Source organism: Nocardioides sp. JCM 18999 (assembly GCF_055391175.1).
The window spans coordinates 3231547-3249454 of the sequence record NZ_AP043887.1 but is presented as its reverse complement, the minus strand read 5'-3'; the positions used below and the strand labels follow the sequence as shown (position 1 = coordinate 3249454).

Here is a 17908-nt window from a genome sequence, read left to right as displayed (position 1 = left end):
CCCGCAGGAGCCGAGGCCATGCTCTCCGCGCGCCTTCGCGGATGCGGGAGACTGGTCGGGTGAATCCTCCGTACCTCCCCGCCGCCGACCGCTACGACTCGATGCCCTACCGCCGGGTCGGCGTGAGCGGCCTGCGGATGCCGGCGATCAGTCTCGGGCTGTGGCACAACTTCGGTGACGACGTACCGCTCGAGCGGCAGCAGCAGATCCTGCGCACCGCCTTCGACGCCGGGATCACGCACTTCGACCTGGCGAACAACTACGGGCCGCCGTACGGCTCGGCCGAGCGGAACTTCGGCCACCACCTGGCCACCACCTTCAAGGGGCTGCGCGACGAGCTGCTGATCTCGTCCAAGGCGGGCTGGGACATGTGGCCCGGCCCGTACGGCGGCATCGGCGGCACCCGCAAGTACCTGATCTCCAGCCTCGACCAGTCGCTGTCACGGATGGGTCTCGACTACGTCGACGTGTTCTACCACCACCGGCCGGACCCGGAGACCCCGCTCGAGGAGACGATGGGCGCCCTCGACGCGATCGTCCGCAGCGGCAAGGCGCTCTACGTCGGGATCAGCTCGTACGGCGCCGAGCTGACGCGTCAGGCGCACGCGATCCTGGCCGACCTCGGCACGCCGCTTCTCATCCACCAGCCGTCGTACTCGATGCTGAACCGCTGGGTGGAGTCCGACGGCCTGCTCGACACGCTCGGTGACCTCGGCGTCGGCTGCATCGCGTTCTCCCCGCTGGCGCAGGGGATGCTGACCGACAAGTACCTGCGCGGGATCCCGGAAGGGTCGCGGGCCAGCCAGGACAAGTCGCTCTCGGCCGACCTGCTCACCGACGCGGCGCTGACCCACATCCGCGAGCTCAACACGATCGCCGCCGATCGGGGACAGACGCTCGCGCAGATGGCGCTGGCGTGGGGCCTGCGCCGCCCCGAGGTCACCTCGGTCCTGGTCGGGGCGAGCAGTGCCGCCCAGCTGACCGACTCCCTCGGCGCCCTGACCCGGCTCGACTTCACCGCCGATGAGCTGGCAGCGATCGACCACCACGCGGTCGAGAGCGGCATCGACCTCTGGGGTGACGCCCGGGACTCCAAGAACGCCTGACGGGTCCAGCGCGCGGAGAATGCGGACAATGGGGTGATGAGCACGGACGGCAGCACCGACTCGATGGGTGAGCTCGAGGTCAGCCCTCCGCCGACGTACGCGGCGGGGGTGCCAGCGGTGAAGCGGGCGATGGCGTACTCGCTGTCGCAGACCTCGCCCAAGCGGACGGCGCTGACGCTGCTCGCGCTCAACCAGAAGGACGGCATCGACTGTCCCGGGTGTGCGTGGCCGGAGACCGCTGGGAAGCGGCATCGCAACGAGTACTGCGAGAACGGCGCCAAGCACGTCAACGACGAGGCGACGACGAAGCGGGTCACCCGCGCTTTCTTCGCCGAGCACTCGGTCGCGGAGCTGCGAGAGTCGTCGGACCGGTGGTTGAACCAGCAGGGCCGGCTGACCGAGCCGATGGTGCTGCGCCCCGGCGGCACGCACTACGAGCCGATCGCGTGGGACGACGCCTTCACCCTGATCGCTGACGAGCTCACGGACCTCGACTCACCTGACGAGGCGGCGTTCTACACCTCGGGCCGACTCAACAACGAGGCCGCGTTCCTGCTGCAGACCTTCGTCCGGATGTACGGCACCAACAACCTCCCGGACTGCTCGAACATGTGCCACGAGTCCAGCGGAGCGGCACTGACCCAGACCCTCGGAGTCGGCAAGGGCAGCGTCCAGCTCGACGACATCCACACCAGCGACCTGGTGTTCGTGGTCGGCCAGAACCCCGGCACCAACCATCCCCGCATGCTCAGCGCGTTGGAGGAGACCAAGCGCAACGGCGGTCGGGTGATCGCGGTCAACACGCTGCCCGAGGCCGGGCTGATCCGGTTCAAGAACCCGCAGAACGCCCGCGGGGTGGTGGGTCGCGGCACCGAGATCGCCGACCGGTTCCTGCAGATCCGCCCCGGTGGGGACCTGGCGCTTTTCAAGCTGCTCAACAAGCGGCTCCTCGAGGACGACGCCCTCGACCACGCGTTCATCGCCGCGCACACGTCGGGCTTCGACGAGTTCGTCGCCCAGGCGCACGACATCACCCTGGCCCAGACCCTCGAGGCCACCGGCCTGACCGAGGCCGAGATCGAGGCCGTGCACGCCGACGTCCTCGCCAGCAGGAGCGTCATCGTGTGCTGGGCGATGGGCCTGACCCAGCACAAGCACGGCGTCCCCACCATCCGGGAGATCGTGAACTTCCTGCTGCTGCGCGGCAACCTCGGCAAGCCCGGCGCCGGGGTCTGTCCGGTGCGTGGCCACTCCAACGTCCAGGGCGACCGGACGATGGGGATCGTGGAACAAGCACCCGACTGGTTCCTCGACGCTCTCGGCACCGAGTTCGGGTTCGAGCCGCCGCGCGCCCACGGGTTCGACTCGGTCGACACCGTCCGCGCGATGCGTGACGGTGACGTGAAGGTCTTCCTCGGCATGGGCGGGAACTTCGTCCGCGCGATGTCGGACTCGACGATCACCGAGGAGGCGCTGCGGCGCTGCCGGCTCACCGTCCAGGTCTCGACGAAGCTCAACCACTCCCACACCGTCACCGGCGACACGGCCCTGATCCTGCCGACCCTGGGCCGCAGCGACCGCGACGTCCAGGCCAGCGGGGAGCAGTTCGTCACCGTCGAGGACTCGATGAGCCTGGTGCACGCCACCCGCGGCCGCCTCGACCCGGCGTCTCCCGACCTGCTCAGCGAGGTCGCGATCATCTCCCGCCTCGCCCGCGCCACCCTGCGTGACCCGGGCACGGCCGACTGGGCCGGTTTCGAGGCCGACTACGGCCTGATCCGTGACTCCATCTCGCGGGTGGTCCCCGGGTTCGAGGACTTCAACACCCGGATCGTCGACGGCAGCAACGACGGGGCCGGCTTCGCGCTGCCCAACCCGGTCAACGCGGGCACCTTCCACACCGCCAGCGGCCGGGCGACCTTCAGCACCAACGGCCTGGAGTGGCTCGCGACCCCGCCGGGGCACCTGATCCTGCAGTCGCTGCGCTCCCACGACCAGTGGAACACCATCCCCTACACGCTCGACGACCACTACCGGGGCATCCACCACGGTCGCCGGATCGTGATGGTCAACCCGCTCGACATCGCCGAGCTCGGCTTCGCCGACCGCGACGTGGTCGACATCATCAGCGTCTGGGACGACGGGATCGAGCGCCGCGCCACCGGGTTCGTGCTGGTCGGCTACCCGGCCGCGCGCGGTTCGGCGGCGTCGTACTACCCGGAGACGAACGTGCTGGTGCCGCTCGACAGCGTCGCCGACATCAGCAACACCCCCACCTCCAAGGGCGTCCTGGTCCGCTTCGAACGGGGGAGCGTCGGATGAGTCGCCTGGCCGTACGGCGCCGGGTGCTGCGTCTGCGCGACGGGATCGCCGAGGCGGGGCCGGACGACCTGGCCGCCGAGGAGCCGATGGAGATCCGGGTCGACGGTGCTCCGTTGACGATCACGATGCGCACCCCGGGCCACGACTTCGACCTCGCCGTCGGGTTCCTGGTCGGCGAGGGCGTCCTCGCCGCAGCCGACGAGGTCGCCGGCGTGGCCTACTGCGCGGGCGCCCGCACGGGTGAGGACGGGACGAATCCGTACAACATCGTCGACGTCACCCTGGCCGCCGGCGTCACCGCCCCGATCGCCGACCTGACCCGCAGCGTCTACACGACGTCGTCGTGCGGGCTGTGCGGCAAGGCCTCCCTCGACCTGGTCCGCACCAGCTCGCGGTGGAGCGTCGCCGAGGACCCGGTGCGCGTCTCTCCGGAGCTGATCGGCGCGCTGCCCGACCGGCTCCGCGCGGTGCAGCGCACCTTCGACCGCACCGGTGGCCTGCACGCCGCGGCCCTGTTCACCGCCGAGGGGGAGCTGATCGCGGCGCGGGAGGACGTCGGCCGGCACAACGCCGTCGACAAGGTGATCGGCGACGCCCTGCTGGCGGGCCGCCTCCCCGCCCGCGGCACCGTCCTGATGGTCAGCGGACGCGCCTCGTTCGAGCTGGTGCAGAAGGCGGTGATGGCCGGAATCCCTGTCCTGGCTGCGGTCTCAGCGCCGTCCTCGCTCGCCGTCGACCTCGCCGAGGACCAGGGCCTCACCCTGCTCGGCTTCGTCCGCGGCACCTCGATGAACGTCTACGCCGGAGCGCACCGCATCTCGTGACACGGCTCAGGGCTGCCAGAGCTCGATCCGGTTCCCCTCGGGATCGGTGACCCACCCGAACCGGCCGACCCCCTCCATCTCCTGCACCTCGTCGTCGACGGCCGCGCCGGCGGCCCGCAGCTGGGCGAGCATCGCGTCGAGGTCCGCGACGCGGAAGTTCACCATCGTCTGCTGGGTCTGCGCCCCGAAGTACGTCGTCGCCGACTCGAAGGTCGCCACCACGGTCGGGCCGGCCTCGGGCTGCCACAGCCCGTGCTCACCGAGATCGAGCCCGAGCACGTCGCGGTACCAGGCGAGCTGTGCCTCCGGGTCGCGCGCACGCAGGAAGTAGCCACCAATTCCGAGGACCCGCTCCATGTCTCGAGTCTGGCACGACGAGCGGGCCCTACGCTGAGCCTGAATCGAAGGGAATGCCGGTGGGCGAGCTGTTGTGGAACCTGGCGCCGACGGCGCTGGGCATCATCGCCAGCCCGCTGGCGATCCTGGCGCTGGTGGCCGTGCTCGTGGCGGAACGGGGACGCCGCAACGGGATCGCGTTCGCCCTCGGCTGGGTGGTGGGCCTGCTGCTGGTGCTCGTCCTGGGCCTCGTGGTCTTCGCCGTCTTCGACACTCCCGATCACCTCGATGCCCCGACCTGGTTCTCCCGGCTGCGTGTCCTCCTCGGTGCGTTCATGGTGCTGGCGGCCTACTTCGTCATCCGGCGCGGCCAGGGCCACCGGCAGGCGATGGCGTCGGCGACGACACCGGGTGAGGTCGCCGCAGCGGCACCGCAGCTGCCGGGCTACCTCCAGGCGGTCTCGCAGTTCACGTTCTTCCGCACCTTCGCCCTCGGCGTGGGGCTGTTCGCGCTGAACCCGGTCGACGCGTCCTGCGCCCTGATCGCCGCGCTCGACGTCAACCAGGCGGCGCTCCCGGCGGCCCAGTCCGCTCTGGTCGTCGGCATCTTCACCGTCGTCTCGGTGCTTCCCGTCCTGGTCCCGGTCGGTGTGGTGGTGGTCCGCGGTGAGGCGGCGCGGCCGATGGTCGACGGGCTCCGGGACTGGGTGGCGGCCCGCACGAACCTGCTCAACGCCGCCCTGCTCCTCGGCATCGGCGTGATCCAGATCCAGAAGGGGATCTCCGCGCTGATCGGCTGAGTCAGTCGCCCTGGGCCAAGAACTCCCGCAGCCCGGTCGGCGGCCGACCGGTGAGGCGTTCCACGTCCCCGCTCACCCCGTCCATCTCCCCGGCCGCGATCGCGGTGTAGGTCGAGACCCAGGCGTCGTACTGCCACGCCGGGGCGGGCCACTGCTTCCGCGACTCGTAGGCCTCGGCCACCGTCTCGTCGTGAAACCGGATCGCGCGTCCGGTCTCCTCGCCGACGATCGCGGCCACCTCGGCCAGCGTGTGCGCGGCCGGCCCGGTCAGGTCATAGGTGATGTCCCGGTGGGCGTCGGGGTCGGTGAGCACCGCCACCGCGGACCGTACGACGTCGGCGCGGGTGACGGACGCGACCCGACCGTTCCCCGCCGGACCGCGGATGACCCCGTCCTCGCCGGCCAGGTGCGGCAGGAAGTCCAGGTAGAGGTTGTCGCGCAGGAAGGTGAACCCCATCCCGCTGGCCCGGATCGCCTCCTCGGTCGCCCAGTGGTCGCGGGCGAGCGTGAACGTGGCCCCGGGCGCTGCACCGACGAACGAGGTGTAGACGACATGTTCGACCCCGGCCGCGGCGGCGGCCTCGACGAAGGTGAGGTGCTGGCTCAGTCGATCCGCCGCCTCGGCCGCGGAGACCATGAACAGCACCCGTGCGCCGCGCAGCGCTTCGCGTGAGCGGTCGAGGTCGCCGTACGAGGCTAGAAGGGTCACTGCGCCGGGCAGGTCCGGCGCCCGGGCCGGATCCCGGGCGAGCATCCGGAGCGGAACCCCAGCACCAGCGAGGGAACGGGCGGCGTGACCACCGAGGAAGCCGGTGACGCCGGTGATCGCGAGCTCGGGAGAACCGGTCATGTTCCGAAGATAATCGGAAAATCCGAGGCGTAACCTGGGACGATCCGTTCATCTTGTGAACATCGGGTGGGGTCGGTCGGGCGACGGCGCCCGTCAGACCGGGAGGGTCCCGAACATGACACGCGCCGTGGCGCCTGGTTCCACCTCTGCCCTGCGGGCGCAGAACCGTCAGCGCATCCTCGACTGCCTCGCCGTCGAGCCGATGCGCCAGGCAGACCTCGCGCGACGCACCGGACTCTCGGCGGCGACCGTCTCGGGCCTGATCCGCACGATGGCCGCCACCCACGAGGTGGCCATCGCCGACGGCGTCGCCAACGGTCGACGGGGCAAGGTGGTCTCGCTGGTCCGGGAGGAGGCGATGCCGGGGATCGGGGTCGACCTCGGCCGGACCTACCTCCGCCTCGTGCTCGGCACCGGCCTGCACGACATCCGTGCCGACGAGTACCTCCCGCTCGCCGGCGAGCCGGCGCCGGCCGAGATCGTCTCCTTCGCCGCCGCGCGGATCCGGGACCTGTGCGACCGCTTCGGACTGGAGCCGTCGCACCTCGCCGGTCTCGGGCTGGCCATTCCCGCGCCGGTCGACGTCTCCACCGGCAAGGTGGTGCCGGGCGCGATCCTCTCGCCCTGGGACGACACCCCGGTGCGCGACATCCTCGAGCGCGAGCTCGGCATCGCCCCCGTGGTCGACAACGACGCCAACATGGGTGCGGTCGCCCTGGACCGTGAGACCGGGTCGGACCAAGGCGTCGTCTACCTCAAGGTGGCCGCCGGCATCGGTGCCGGCGTGATGATCGAGGGCCACCTGATCCACGGCGCCTCCAACGCGGCCGGGGAGCTCGGCCACCTCAACTTCGATCCCAACGCGGCCACCGTCTGCCGCTGCGGGCGCCGGGGCTGCCTGGAGACGCTCAGCTCGACCGAGGCGATCCGGACGGCCCTGGAGCAGGCGCTGCGGGAGCCGATCACGTTCGAGGACACCCTCCGGCTCGTGCGCGAGGGGAACCCGGTCGCGGTCACGCTGGTGAGCGAGGCCGGCAACGCGCTGGGACGCAGCCTGGCGATGGTGGCGATGGCGCTCAACCCCGGTCGGATCGTGATCGGTGGACCCCTGGCCGCGGCCGGCGCTCCGTTGCTGACCGCGGTCCAGGCCGGCCTGGACCGCGCGGTCCTGCCGATGATGTTCGCCCGGGCCCAGGTGGAGTTCTCCCCGTTCGGCGAGCACACCGAGGCGCTCGGCGCCCTCGAGGCCGGGCTGGCCGCCTCCCGGGTGGAGGGCTGAGGAGACGTCGTACCCACTTCTGGGTAGATGCCGTCCTGCGGCCACGACCCGTCCCGCCGGAAAAGGTCTCGTGGGGTAGGCGCTGCACCTCGCAGCGAACGGGCCGATTCGCGCGGTCCGCATGGGACTGGGGGTTATATCGATGTTCGGACGACGCCACCGTCAGGAGATCGATGACGCTCATTGGGTGGAGCGGCTCTCGCTGACGGAACGGACGGCCATCGTCACGATGTTCCGCGACGAGCTCGCCCGCGGCTGGGTGCCGCAGCGCACGGACCTCGAGGCCGCGCTCAACGCCTACCACCTCGGTACGTCGCCCTCGGGCTCCCGCTACGCCGGCTGACCGCCGACGCTCCTGAGCCGATCGCTCACGCGCGGGTCGGCGGTCGGGCATTCTCTTGTGCATGAGTGAGACCGACGACAGTGTGCTGGTGACCATCGACGGAAGCGTCATGGTCATCACGATCAACCGGCCGCAGGCGAAGAACGCGATCACCGGTGCCGTGGCCCGCGGGATCGCGAGTGCCCTCGACGAGCTGGACGGCAACGACGACCTCGCGGTGGGGATCCTCACCGGTGCCGGTGGATCGTTCTGCGCGGGGATGGACCTCAAGGGCTTCCTGGCCGGGGACTTCCCGGCGGTCGAGGGACGCGGGTTCGCCGGCATCGTCGAGAGAGCGGCCGCCAAGCCGCTGATCGCCGCGGTCGAGGGCTATGCGCTCGCCGGTGGCTGCGAGGTCGCGCTGTCGTGCGACCTGATCGTCGCCGGCCAGGGTGCGAAGTTCGGGATCCCCGAGGTCAAGCGCGGCCTGATCGCCGCCGCCGGTGGTCTGATGCGGCTGCCCGAACGGATCCCGGTCAACGTGGCGATGGAGCTCGCGCTGACCGGTGAGTTCCTCGGCGCCGAGCGCGCCCACGAGCTCGGGCTGGTCAACCGGCTCACCGCCGACGGCGAGGCGCTCACCGCCGCCACGGCGCTGGCCGAGGTCATCGCGGCCAACGGTCCGCTGGCCGTGCGCGCCAGCAAGCAGGTCATCGTCGAGTCCGCCGCCTGGCCGGTCGAGGAGCGCTGGACCCGGCAGCAGACCATCGTCGACCCGATCTTCTCCTCCGCCGACGCCACCGAAGGGGCCGCGGCGTTCGCCGAGAAGCGCGCCCCGCAGTGGACGGGCCGCTGAGGCTGACCGGACTGGAGAGCTGAGCGCCGTGATCGTCTCGCAGAACCCGCTGCCCGAGCAGGTCGGCGAGCGGTTGCGGGCCCAGCTCACCTTCCTCGCCGAGGCCGACCGGCTGAAGACGGTCCTGCGCGCCTCGCCCCTCGCAGCGGCGGCACGACGGGAGAACGACGCCGAGCACTCGTGGCACCTCGCGCTGATGGTCCTGATCCTGTCGGAGTACGCCACCGAGCCGATCGACGTCGGCCGGACGCTCGAGCTCGTCGTCGTGCACGACCTGGTCGAGATCCATGCCGGGGACAGTCCGGTCTTCGACGACGACGCCGTGGTCGATCAGGTCGCTCGCGAGCAGGCGGCCGCCGACCTGCTGTTCGGGCTGCTCCCACCCGACCAGGCCCGCCGCGTGCGCGAGGCGTGGGACGAGTTCGAGGCCAACGAGTCACCCGAGGCGCGGTTCGCCAAGTCGATGGACCGGCTGGAGCCGATGCTGCTCAACTGGCTCGCTCGTGGCGGCACCTGGCAGACGCCGGGGGTGAGCGAGGCCGACGTGCGGGCACGCGAGGCCGACGTGGTCGGGCGTGGAACCACCCTGGGCGAGTTCGCGGACCTGATCGTCCGCGAGGGGCTCGAGAACGGCTGGATCCGTCCCGACGCCTGATCCTCAGTCACATCGCCCGGTGGTGCGGCAGTCCGTTCGCATCGAGCCAGTCGAAGACGCCCCAGCTGAACCCGGACTCGTACGCCGTCGTCACCGAGTCCGGCATCTCGGGCTCGATGCCGTGCCGCAGGCAGAGCGCTCGAGCCGTCTCATACCCTCGGATCCACTCGGCCTCTGAGTTCCCACCAACCACTCGTGCATTCGAACATTTGTTCGAACACGGTGCAAGTCGCGGAATGCCGCGGGCCAGGGTCTGCTGCGTGAAGCAGCGCGGCCCTGGCCCGGCGAGCATCGATCAGATGTTCGTCTGCACCCCAGCCAGCAGCTGGCGGGCCGCGACGATCCGCTGCACCTGGTTGGTGCCCTCGTAGATCTGGGTGATCTTCGCGTCGCGCATCATCCGCTCGACGGGGTAGTCCCGGGTGTAGCCGTAGCCACCGAGCAGCTGGATCGCATCCAGCGTGACCTGCATCGCGACGTCGGAGGCGAACGCCTTGGCCGAGGCGCCGAAGAACGTCAGGTCGGAATCGCCGCGCTCGGAGCGACCGGCGGCGGCGTAGGTGAGCTGGCGAGCAGCCTCCACCTTCATCCCCATGTCGGCGATCATGAACTGCAGTCCCTGGAACTCGGCGATCGGCTTGCCGAACTGCTGACGCTCCTTGACGTACTCGATCGCGTAGTCGAGCGCACCCTGCGCGACACCGACGGCCTGGGCCGCGATCGTGACGCGGGTGTGGTCGAGGGTCTTCATCGCGTACTCGAAGCCCTTGCCCTCCTCGCCGATCAGGCGATCGGCCGGGATCCGGACGTTGTCGAAGTAGACCTCGCGGGTCGGGGAGCCCTTGATCCCGAGCTTCTTCTCCGGCGCACCGAAGGAGACGCCGGGGTCGGACTTCTCCACGATGAAGGCGCTGATGCCCTTGGAGCGCTTCTCCGGGTCGGTCATCGCGAGCACGGTGTAGTACTCCGAGACGCCGGCGTTGGTGATCCAGCGCTTCACGCCGTTGAGCACCCACTCGTCGCCGTCGCGCACCGCGCGGGTCTTCTGCGCCGCGGCGTCGGAGCCGGCGTCGGGCTCGGACAGGCAGTAGGAGAAGCCGCCCTCGCCGGCGGCGAGCTTGGTCAGGTACTTCGCCTTGAGCTCGTCCGAGCCGCCGATCTGCAGCGGCAACGAGCCGAGCTTGTTGACCGCCGGGATGAGCGAGGCCGACACGTCGGCGCGGGCGATCTCCTCGATCACGATCACGGTCGCGAGGGCATCGGCGCCGACGCCGCCGTACTGCTCGGGGACGTGCGGTGCGTAGAAGTCGGACGCGACCAGGGCGTCGTGCGCCTCCTGCGGGTAGCGCGCGTCCTCGTCGACCTCGGCGGCGTACGGGGCGATCTTGTCCGAGACGATGGCGCGGATCGCGCGCCGGATCTCGATGTGGTCCTCAGGCAGACCGTAGAGCGGGTTGCTCATTCACTTCTCTCCATAGGTGTAGAAACCGCGGCCGGCCTTGCGGCCGAGCAGGCCGGCCGAGACCATCCGGATCAGCAGCGGCGGCGGGGCGTAGAGCGGCTCCTTGAACTCCTCGTAGAGCGACTCGGCCACGGCCTTGGTGGTGTCCAGGCCGATCAGGTCGGCCAGGGCGAGGGGACCCTGCGGGTGTGCGGCACCGCGCACCAGGGCCTCGTCGATGTCCTCGGCCGAGGCGAAGCCGGACTCGTACATCCGGATGGCCGAGAGGACGAAGGGGATGAGGAGCGCGTTGACGATGAAGCCGGCGCGGTCCTGCGACTCGACCGGGTGCTTGCCCAGGTCGTCGATGACGAACGAGCGGGCCAGGTCGACCGACTCACGGCTGGTGAGCAGCGAGGGCACCAGCTCGACCAGGGAGAGCACGGGGACGGGGTTGAAGAAGTGGATGCCGAGCACGTGGGTCGGGCGCGAGGTGGCGACCGCGAGGTTCATGATCGGGATCGACGAGGTGTTGGAGGCGAGCAGCGCCTCGGGGTCGGTGACGATCTTGTCGAGCTTCTGGAAGAGGTCGATCTTGGCGCCCTCGTCCTCGAGGATCGCCTCGATCACCAGCTGGCGGTCGGCCAGCGTGGTGAGGTCGTCGACGACGCGGATCCGAGCCAGGACGTCGGCCGCGGAGTCGATCTTGCCGCGCTGCTCGGCGCGCTCGAGGGAGGCGGTCAGGCGACGCTGGGCGGCGTCGACGGCACCCGCGCTCGACTCGACGACGATGACGTCCTTGCCGGCGCGTGCACTGACCTCGGCGATACCGGACCCCATGAGGCCACCGCCGACCACTCCGACCCGCTCGATACCCGTCATGCCTGTCTCCTTGTTCGACTCGAACCTCTAGTGAAACGCAATTCCACCTTCACGATACTCCGTTTCATTGGATAGGTTCAATCCATGACCTCAGGTGAGCGTTCAGCCCGGGAGCGGCTCGTCGCCGCGGCCTTCGAGCTCTTCGAGGAGCAGGGCTACGAGAGCACCACCGTGGACGAGATCGCGACGCGTGCCGCCGTCAGTCGATCGACCTTCTTCCGGAACTTCGGTTCCAAGGAGGACGTGATCTTCCCCGAGCACGCCGCGCTCCTGACCCGGATCGGGCAGCGGCTCGAGCTCTCCCAGGCCGACACCCGGGAGATCGCGGTCGCCGACGCGGCCCGAGTGGTGCTGATGCACTACCTCAGCGAGGGCGACATGGCGCGGGCTCGCTACCGGCTCACCTCGACCGTGCCGACGCTGCGTTCGCGCGAGCTGGCCAGCCTGCGCCAGTACGAGCTGCTCTTCGCCAGCTACCTGCGCCGGTGGTGGATCGACCTGCCCGACGGTTCCCTGCGCGCGGAGCTGATGGCGGCGACGGTCGTCGCGGCGCACAATCACGTCCTGAGGGGCTGGTTGCGCGACGAGTCGGGCGACCCGATCGCGGAGTTCAACCACGCGATGGAGCTCGTCCTCGGGCAGTCCACCTCGACGGAGGAGACTGCGGTGGTGGTGGTGAAGCTGGGCGGCGACACGGCGAGTATCGCCCGCAGGGTCCAACGGGCGCTCGACGCCCATGCAGCAGAAGTTTCAGCAGACTCAGAGGGGTAGGCGTTCATGCAGCAGGTCAAGGCAGTCATCGCTCGTGCCAAGGGATCACCGGTCGAGCTCGTCACGATCAACGTGCCCGACCCCGGTCCGGGTGAGGCGGTGGTGAAGGTGCAGGCCTGCGGGGTCTGCCACACCGACCTGCACTACCGGGAGGGCGGGATCAACGACGAGTTCCCGTTCCTGCTGGGCCACGAGGCCTCCGGGATCGTCGAGGCCGTCGGCGAGGGCGTCACCGGCGTCGCGCCCGGCGACTTCGTGATCCTCAACTGGCGCGCGGTGTGCGGGCAGTGCCGGGCGTGTGACCGGGGCGAGCCGCAATACTGCTTCGCGACCCACAACGCCAAGCAGAAGATGACGCTCGAGGACGGCACCGAGCTCTCGCCGGCCTTGGGGATCGGGGCGTTCGCGGAGAAGACCCTGGTCGCCGCCGGGCAGTGCACCAAGGTCGACCCGTCGGCCCGTCCGGCTGCGGTCGGGCTGCTGGGCTGCGGCGTGATGGCCGGGCTGGGTGCGGCGATCAACACCGGCGCGATCACCCGCGGTCGCTCGATCGCCGTGATCGGCTGCGGCGGTGTCGGCGTGGCCGCGATCGCCGGTGCCGCGCTGGCGGGGGCGAACCCGATCATCGCCGTCGACATCGACGCCAAGAAGCTCGAAGCCGCTCGCAAGCTGGGCGCGACCCATCTCGTCGACTCCTCGCAGGTCGACCCGGTGGAGGAGATCAAGCGGATCTGCGGTGAGGTCTACGCCGGCGCCGAGGGTGCCGACGTGGTGGTCGAGGCGGTCGGTCGCCCGGAGACGTGGAAGCAGGCGTTCTATGCCCGCGACCTGGCCGGCACCGTCGTCCTGGTCGGTGTCCCGACGCCGGACATGAAGGTTCCCGAGATCCCGCTGATCGACGTCTTCGGCCGCGGCGGCGCGCTCAAGTCGAGCTGGTACGGCGACTGCCTGCCGTCCCGCGACTTCCCGATGCTGGTCGACCTGTACCAGCAGGGCCGGCTCGACCTGGACGCCTTCGTCACCGAGGAGATCTCGATCGACGACGTCGAGGCGGCGTTCGAACGGATGCACCACGGCGACGTGCTGCGCTCGGTGGTCGTGTTGTGAGCGCCCGGGTCGACCACGCGGTCTCGTCGGGCACGTTCTCGCTCGACGGGCAGACGTTCGACGTCGACAACAACATCTGGGTGGTCGGTGACGACCACGAGTGCGTCGTGATCGACGCCCCGCACTCGGTCGAGGACATCCTCACCGTGGTCGGCGACCGGGTGGTGGCAGCCATCGTGTGCACGCACGCCCATGACGACCACGTCCGGGTCGCGCCGGCGCTGGCCGAGGCCACCGGTGCGCCGATCCTGCTGCACCCGGCCGACCGTCCGGTCTGGGAGCTCACCCACGGCGACCTGGAGTGGGACGTCGATCTCGAGGACGGGATGACGATCGGGCTGGGCGGCACCGAGCTCAAGGTGCTGCACACGCCGGGTCACGCCCCGGGCGCGGTCTGTCTCTACGTGCCGGAGCTCGGCTGCGTCTTCACCGGCGACACCCTGTTCCACGGCGGCCCCGGTGCGACCGGTCGCTCCTTCTCCGACGCCGACCTGATCGTCGACTCCATCCGCGCCCAGCTCTTCGCCCTGCCCGACGAGACGGTGGTGCACACCGGCCACGGCGAGGACACCACCATCGCGGCCGAGAAGGCGGCCCTCGGCGCCTGACCTAACGCTCGGGCTGGCCCTCGAGGACCGCGTCCATCGCGGCCCGGCCGATCGCCAGCGCCTCGGCGATCACGCTCAGGTCCTTGCCCAACCGTGGCACGTCGTGCGAGTCGGCTGGCGGTCGCACCTGCGTGATCAGCGCCCCTGCGTCGGCGGGAGGGGCGTCGAGGAACAGGTCGTCGGCGGCGTACCGACGCGCGCGGTCGCGGTAGCTCGCCTCGGCACCGCGGGCGTGGCGCAGGAAGTAGGGCCGCATCAGCGCCTGCTCGAGCCGCGACCCGCTGGAGGACTGGCCCGCCCGGCGGGTGCGCAGCACCAGCACGTGCGTGGCCCCGGCGGCGAAGGCGGTGCGGAACGGGACCGCCTCGGCCAGGCCGCCGTCGAGGAAGCGGCGCCCGCCCAACGCGACCGGGTGCCCGGCGAGCAGCGGCAGCGTCGTGGTCGCCTTCAGCGCGGTCTTGAGCGAGCCGCGGTCGACGATGTGCGGCGCCAGGTCCGTCGGCGTACCGGACTCGACGTCCGTGGCGATCGGGTGGAAGGTCACCGGGTTGGCCAGGATCGCGTCGAAGTCCATCGGGGTGATGTGCTCGTAGACCTCGTTGACCAGCACGTCGAGGTCGACCGCCGGGCCGCCGCGGAGCAGGCGACGCGGATCGTTCACGCCGGCCGACGCGACCTCGGGGAACGCCCAGCCCGGCAGGAACTCCTGGGCATGGCCCGTCAGCAGCCACGCCGCGTTCAGGGCGCCGCCCGAGGTGCCGTAGAGGGCGTCGAAGGAGTCCACGAGACCGGCCGAGTCCAACGCCAACGCCATCCCGGCGGAGTACGCCGTCCTGTTCCCGCCACCCTCGATGACGAGCGCGACCCGGTGCGGGTCCTCGCGCTGGCCGGGTCGACTGCCCGTGTCGCGGCGGTGGGTGAGGACCTCGAGGACGGGCTGGATCGCGGGCTGGGTCACGTGATCGTGATGCCGCCGTCGACGGCGATGGTCTGGCCGGTGATGTAGCCGGCGGCGTCGGAGGCGAGGAACGCCACCGTCGCGGCCAGCTCGGCCGGGTCGCCGACCCGGCCGACGGTGACCCGAGCCATCTGGGCCTCGAGGTAGCCGGGCGGGTAGGTGTCGGTCATCTCGCTGGTGAAGAAGCCCGGCGCGATCGCGTTGACCCGGATGCCCTTGCGGCCGGTCCACTGCTGGGCGAGGTCGCGCGTCATCCCGATCAGGCCCGCCTTCGAGGAGGCGTACGCCGCCTGGGGAAGGCCTGCGGTGGTCAGGCCGAGGACGGAGGAGATGTTGATGATGCTCGAGCCCGGACCCATCACGCGGCCGCACGCCTGGGCCATCCAGTAGCAACCGTGCAGGTTGATGTCGATCACCTGGCGGAACTGCTCGGGGGTCTCCTTGAGCGCCGGCACCGCCGTGCCCACGCCCGCGTTGTTGACCAGGATGTCGACCCGGCCGAAGGCCTCCATCGCCGCGGCGACCAGGGCGGTGCAGGAGTCGGGGTCGGTGACGTCGGTCGGGACGGCGAGGCCGCGGCGGCCGGTCGCCTCGACCAGGGCCAGCGTGTCGGCGAGCCGGTCGGCGCGACGGGCGGCGATCACCACGTCGGCGCCGGCCTCGGCCAGGCCCTGGGCGAAGGCGACACCGAGGCCGCTGGAGGCGCCGGTGACGATCGCGACCCGACCGTCGAGCCGGAACAGGTCGGGGAGCGGGGTCTGGGCCATAGCGGTGGTCTCCGGGATCGTGATACAAGTGAGCAATCGCTTAGGTAAGCGTTCGCTCAGCAGCATTCCACGGTGCTGCGAGTGTGTCCAGGATGTCTGCTCCGCGCAGCCGCGGAAAGGGGGAGCGCGATGACCGATGTGAGCCCCGGCCCGGGCCCGGCCCTGAGCCCCGCCCAGCAGCGCCTCCTCGACGCGGCCGCCGACGCGTTCGCCGAGAAGGGCTTCGGCGGTACCGGCACCCGCGACATCGCGGCCCGAGCCGGCCGCAGCCCGGCGGCCGTCTACATCCACTACGGCTCCAAGGAGGAGCTGCTCTACGCGATCAGCCTCCAGGGCCACCTCGACTCCCTCGCCGTGCTGCGCGAGGCGTTCGAGGAGTTCGCCGATCCGGTGCGGCGGCTCTGGGCGATGGTGCACCGGTTCAGCCACTGGCACATGGCGCACGCCAAGCGCGGCCGCGTCGTGCAGTACGAGCTGCACGCCCTGGCCGAGCCGCACCGTGCCGAGATGCTCGACCTGCGTCGCGAGCTCACCCGGCTGATGATCGACGCGCTGCACGACGGCCAGGCCCGTGGCGCCTTCGAGGTCGGCGACGTCGAAGGCACCGCCCGAGCGCTGCTCTCCCTCTCGGTGGACCTCGTCCGATGGTTCGACCCGAGCCTGGCGCGTGACGCGGAGCGGGTCGCCGTCCTGAATGCCGACCTGGCGGTGCGGATGGTCGCACCCCGGACCTCACCTGCAGGAACGCCCTCTATTGTGACAGCAGAACTGTCACCATCACGGAAGCACGGAGAACACTCATGACCACTCGTACCGCCATCGTCACCGGCGCCGCTCGTGGCATCGGCGCCGCCGTTGCCAAGCGTCTGGCCGCCGACGGGATGAAGGTCGCCGTCCTCGACCTGGACGAGGCCTCGTGCGCCGACGTCGTCAACGCGATCAACGCCGCCGGTGGTGAAGCGATCGCCGTCGGTGCCAACGTCGCCGACGAGGCGTCCGTCATCGCGGCCGTCGCCAAGGTCGCCGAGGAGCTCGGCGCTCCGACCGTCCTGGTCAACAACGCCGGCATCATCCGCGACAACATGCTGTTCAAGATGAGCGTCGACGACTGGGACTCCGTGATGGCCGTCCACCTGCGCGGTTCGTTCCTGATGACGCGCGAGGTGCAGAAGCACCAGACCGTCGCCAAGTACGGCCGAATCATCAACCTCTCCAGCACCTCCGCGGTGGGCAACCGGGGCCAGGTCAACTACTCCGCCGCCAAGGCCGGCGTCCAGGGCTTCACCAAGACCCTGGCGATCGAGCTCGGCAAGTTCGGCGTGACCGCCAACGCGATCGCCCCCGGCTTCATCGAGACCGAGATGACCGCCGCCACCGCCGCCCGGATGGGCATGGAGTTCTCCGACTTCAAGGAGATGATCGCCAAGAACACCCCCGTCGCCCGGACCGGTGTCCCGGACGACATCGCCAACGCCGTGTCGTTCTTCGCCGGCGAGGCCGCGGGCTACGTCACCGGCCAGGTGCTCTACGTCGCCGGTGGTCCCGTTGACTGAGGCCGGCGTGCAGAAGCGGGTCTTCAACGGGGTCGCCGAGCTCGAGGCCGCGGTCGGCGAGCACGTCGGCTACTCCTCGTGGCACGAGATCACCCAGGCGCAGGTCGACCAGTTCGCCGAGGCCACCGGGGACCACCAGTGGATCCACGTCGACCCGGCCCGCGCCGCCGAGGGTCCGTTCGGGCGGACGATCGCGCACGGCTTCCTGACGATCTCGATGGCCCCGGTCCTGATGGCCGAGATCTACGACCTGACCGGGATCGCGATGGGGCTCAACTACGGCTCCAACAAGGTCCGCTTCCCGGCCCCCGTGCCGGTCGGCTCCCGGATCCGTGCCGGGCTCGAGCTCGCCTCGGTCACCCCCGGTGCCGGCGGCTACCAGGTGCAGTGGAACGTCACGATCGAGATCGAGGACAGCCCCAAGCCCGCCTGCGTCGCCGAGTTCCTCGTCGTCGTCATCCCGGGCTGAGG

20 protein-coding genes are annotated in these 17908 nt (G+C 70.5%); 14 read left to right on the top strand and 6 right to left on the bottom strand.

The features are described from left to right. Positions 1 to 41: 41 nt before the first annotated feature. The 3 genes from mgrA to fdhD are packed head-to-tail and all read left to right on the top strand — an operon-like array spanning position 42 to position 4252. Complete coding sequence (mgrA, locus tag ACZ5J1_RS16125) at positions 42 to 1106, top strand: L-glyceraldehyde 3-phosphate reductase (RefSeq protein WP_464560552.1); 1065 nt, start codon at positions 42 to 44, stop codon at positions 1104 to 1106. Between the two features lie 36 nt (positions 1107 to 1142). Beyond that, complete coding sequence (locus tag ACZ5J1_RS16120) at positions 1143 to 3428, top strand: FdhF/YdeP family oxidoreductase (protein ID WP_464560551.1); 2286 nt, start codon at positions 1143 to 1145, stop codon at positions 3426 to 3428. Beyond that, complete coding sequence (gene fdhD / locus ACZ5J1_RS16115) at positions 3425 to 4252, top strand: formate dehydrogenase accessory sulfurtransferase FdhD (protein ID WP_464560550.1); 828 nt, start codon at positions 3425 to 3427, stop codon at positions 4250 to 4252. Before ACZ5J1_RS16120 ends, fdhD begins: the two co-directional genes overlap by 4 nt. Before the next feature lie 6 nt (positions 4253 to 4258). Here fdhD and ACZ5J1_RS16110 read toward each other — a convergent pair whose 3' ends face one another. Next, a complete protein-coding gene (locus tag ACZ5J1_RS16110; protein ID WP_464560549.1) occupies positions 4259 to 4609 on the bottom strand; it encodes a VOC family protein in 351 nt (116 codons plus the stop codon). Positions 4610 to 4668: 59 nt separating this feature from the next. Here ACZ5J1_RS16110 and ACZ5J1_RS16105 point away from each other — a divergent pair, with 59 nt between their 5' ends. Further along, entirely contained in the window at positions 4669 to 5388 is a 720-nt protein-coding gene (locus tag ACZ5J1_RS16105) for a GAP family protein (RefSeq protein ID WP_464560548.1), read from the top strand. Position 5389: 1 nt separating this feature from the next. Here the strand turns inward: ACZ5J1_RS16105 and ACZ5J1_RS16100 are convergent, their stop codons facing one another. After that, complete coding sequence (locus tag ACZ5J1_RS16100; protein ID WP_464560547.1) at positions 5390 to 6238, bottom strand: SDR family oxidoreductase; 849 nt, start codon at positions 6236 to 6238, stop codon at positions 5390 to 5392. 115 nt (positions 6239 to 6353) lie between these two features. Here ACZ5J1_RS16100 and ACZ5J1_RS16095 point away from each other — a divergent pair, with 115 nt between their 5' ends. The 4 genes from ACZ5J1_RS16095 (at position 6354) to ACZ5J1_RS16080 (ending at position 9350) form a co-directional block, all read left to right on the top strand. Then, positions 6354 to 7517 (top strand): ROK family transcriptional regulator, encoded by a 1164-nt coding sequence (locus tag ACZ5J1_RS16095; protein WP_464560546.1) that lies wholly within the window; start codon positions 6354 to 6356, stop codon positions 7515 to 7517. Positions 7518 to 7704: 187 nt separating this feature from the next. Further along, entirely contained in the window at positions 7705 to 7860 is a 156-nt protein-coding gene (locus tag ACZ5J1_RS16090; protein WP_464560545.1) for a hypothetical protein, read from the top strand. A 61-nt stretch (positions 7861 to 7921) separates the two neighbouring features. Continuing rightward, positions 7922 to 8695: a crotonase/enoyl-CoA hydratase family protein gene (locus tag ACZ5J1_RS16085; protein ID WP_464560544.1), complete on the top strand. Its 774-nt coding sequence runs from the start codon at positions 7922 to 7924 to the stop codon at positions 8693 to 8695. 28 nt (positions 8696 to 8723) lie between these two features. Beyond that, complete coding sequence (locus ACZ5J1_RS16080) at positions 8724 to 9350, top strand: HD domain-containing protein (RefSeq protein WP_464560543.1); 627 nt, start codon at positions 8724 to 8726, stop codon at positions 9348 to 9350. Positions 9351 to 9645: 295 nt separating this feature from the next. Here ACZ5J1_RS16080 and ACZ5J1_RS16075 read toward each other — a convergent pair whose 3' ends face one another. Together ACZ5J1_RS16075 and ACZ5J1_RS16070 are read right to left on the bottom strand one after the other, a co-directional pair. After that, complete coding sequence (locus ACZ5J1_RS16075) at positions 9646 to 10812, bottom strand: acyl-CoA dehydrogenase family protein (RefSeq protein ID WP_464560542.1); 1167 nt, start codon at positions 10810 to 10812, stop codon at positions 9646 to 9648. Continuing rightward, positions 10813 to 11673, bottom strand: a complete 861-nt coding sequence (locus ACZ5J1_RS16070) for a 3-hydroxybutyryl-CoA dehydrogenase (protein WP_464560541.1) — start codon at positions 11671 to 11673, stop codon at positions 10813 to 10815. It abuts the gene before it with no gap. Positions 11674 to 11757: 84 nt separating this feature from the next. On the opposite strand from ACZ5J1_RS16070, the gene ACZ5J1_RS16065 reads away from it, so the two are divergent. From ACZ5J1_RS16065 to ACZ5J1_RS16055, 3 genes are read left to right on the top strand one after another with little or no spacing between them, the layout of a single operon-like run. Continuing rightward, positions 11758 to 12444, top strand: coding sequence for a TetR/AcrR family transcriptional regulator (locus ACZ5J1_RS16065; protein WP_464560540.1), 687 nt, complete (start codon positions 11758 to 11760; stop codon positions 12442 to 12444). A gap of 6 nt (positions 12445 to 12450) precedes the next feature. Continuing rightward, on the top strand, positions 12451 to 13551 hold the full coding sequence (locus ACZ5J1_RS16060) for an S-(hydroxymethyl)mycothiol dehydrogenase (protein ID WP_464560539.1): 1101 nt from the start codon (positions 12451 to 12453) through the stop codon (positions 13549 to 13551). Then, complete coding sequence (locus ACZ5J1_RS16055; protein ID WP_464560538.1) at positions 13548 to 14159, top strand: MBL fold metallo-hydrolase; 612 nt, start codon at positions 13548 to 13550, stop codon at positions 14157 to 14159. The genes ACZ5J1_RS16060 and ACZ5J1_RS16055 overlap by 4 nt, the downstream gene beginning before the upstream one ends. Before the next feature lies 1 nt (position 14160). Here the strand turns inward: ACZ5J1_RS16055 and ACZ5J1_RS16050 are convergent, their stop codons facing one another. Together ACZ5J1_RS16050 and ACZ5J1_RS16045 are read right to left on the bottom strand one after the other, a co-directional pair. Then, entirely contained in the window at positions 14161 to 15117 is a 957-nt protein-coding gene (locus tag ACZ5J1_RS16050) for a patatin-like phospholipase family protein (RefSeq protein WP_464560537.1), read from the bottom strand. Further along, on the bottom strand, positions 15114 to 15884 hold the full coding sequence (locus ACZ5J1_RS16045) for an SDR family NAD(P)-dependent oxidoreductase (protein WP_464560536.1): 771 nt from the start codon (positions 15882 to 15884) through the stop codon (positions 15114 to 15116). The genes ACZ5J1_RS16050 and ACZ5J1_RS16045 overlap by 4 nt, the downstream gene beginning before the upstream one ends. Positions 15885 to 16013: 129 nt before the next feature. Here ACZ5J1_RS16045 and ACZ5J1_RS16040 point away from each other — a divergent pair, with 129 nt between their 5' ends. Genes ACZ5J1_RS16040 through ACZ5J1_RS16030 form a run of 3 tightly spaced genes read left to right on the top strand, consistent with a single transcriptional unit; the run spans position 16014 to position 17906 of the window. After that, positions 16014 to 16688 carry a TetR/AcrR family transcriptional regulator gene (locus tag ACZ5J1_RS16040; RefSeq protein ID WP_464560535.1) on the top strand — a complete coding sequence of 225 codons (675 nt, stop codon included), beginning with the start codon at positions 16014 to 16016 and terminating at the stop codon, positions 16686 to 16688. Continuing rightward, a complete protein-coding gene (locus ACZ5J1_RS16035; RefSeq protein ID WP_464560534.1) occupies positions 16685 to 17437 on the top strand; it encodes an SDR family oxidoreductase in 753 nt (250 codons plus the stop codon). The genes ACZ5J1_RS16040 and ACZ5J1_RS16035 overlap by 4 nt, the downstream gene beginning before the upstream one ends. Then, positions 17430 to 17906 carry a MaoC family dehydratase gene (locus ACZ5J1_RS16030; protein ID WP_464560533.1) on the top strand — a complete coding sequence of 159 codons (477 nt, stop codon included), beginning with the start codon at positions 17430 to 17432 and terminating at the stop codon, positions 17904 to 17906. Before ACZ5J1_RS16035 ends, ACZ5J1_RS16030 begins: the two co-directional genes overlap by 8 nt. The last annotated feature ends 2 nt before the right edge of the window (positions 17907 to 17908 follow it).

Coding starts and splice junctions, on each gene's coding strand:
- mgrA (WP_464560552.1), top strand. CDS start 42: ATGCGGGAGACTGGTCGGGTGAATCCTCCGTACCTCCCCGCCGCCGAC.
- ACZ5J1_RS16120 (WP_464560551.1), top strand. CDS start 1,143: ATGAGCACGGACGGCAGCACCGACTCGATGGGTGAGCTCGAGGTCAGC.
- fdhD (WP_464560550.1), top strand. CDS start 3,425: ATGAGTCGCCTGGCCGTACGGCGCCGGGTGCTGCGTCTGCGCGACGGG.
- ACZ5J1_RS16110 (WP_464560549.1), bottom strand. CDS start 4,609: ATGGAGCGGGTCCTCGGAATTGGTGGCTACTTCCTGCGTGCGCGCGAC.
- ACZ5J1_RS16100 (WP_464560547.1), bottom strand. CDS start 6,238: ATGACCGGTTCTCCCGAGCTCGCGATCACCGGCGTCACCGGCTTCCTC.
- ACZ5J1_RS16095 (WP_464560546.1), top strand. CDS start 6,354: ATGACACGCGCCGTGGCGCCTGGTTCCACCTCTGCCCTGCGGGCGCAG.
- ACZ5J1_RS16085 (WP_464560544.1), top strand. CDS start 7,922: ATGAGTGAGACCGACGACAGTGTGCTGGTGACCATCGACGGAAGCGTC.
- ACZ5J1_RS16075 (WP_464560542.1), bottom strand. CDS start 10,812: ATGAGCAACCCGCTCTACGGTCTGCCTGAGGACCACATCGAGATCCGG.
- ACZ5J1_RS16070 (WP_464560541.1), bottom strand. CDS start 11,673: ATGACGGGTATCGAGCGGGTCGGAGTGGTCGGCGGTGGCCTCATGGGG.
- ACZ5J1_RS16065 (WP_464560540.1), top strand. CDS start 11,758: ATGACCTCAGGTGAGCGTTCAGCCCGGGAGCGGCTCGTCGCCGCGGCC.
- ACZ5J1_RS16060 (WP_464560539.1), top strand. CDS start 12,451: ATGCAGCAGGTCAAGGCAGTCATCGCTCGTGCCAAGGGATCACCGGTC.
- ACZ5J1_RS16045 (WP_464560536.1), bottom strand. CDS start 15,884: ATGGCCCAGACCCCGCTCCCCGACCTGTTCCGGCTCGACGGTCGGGTC.
- ACZ5J1_RS16040 (WP_464560535.1), top strand. CDS start 16,014: ATGACCGATGTGAGCCCCGGCCCGGGCCCGGCCCTGAGCCCCGCCCAG.
- ACZ5J1_RS16035 (WP_464560534.1), top strand. CDS start 16,685: ATGACCACTCGTACCGCCATCGTCACCGGCGCCGCTCGTGGCATCGGC.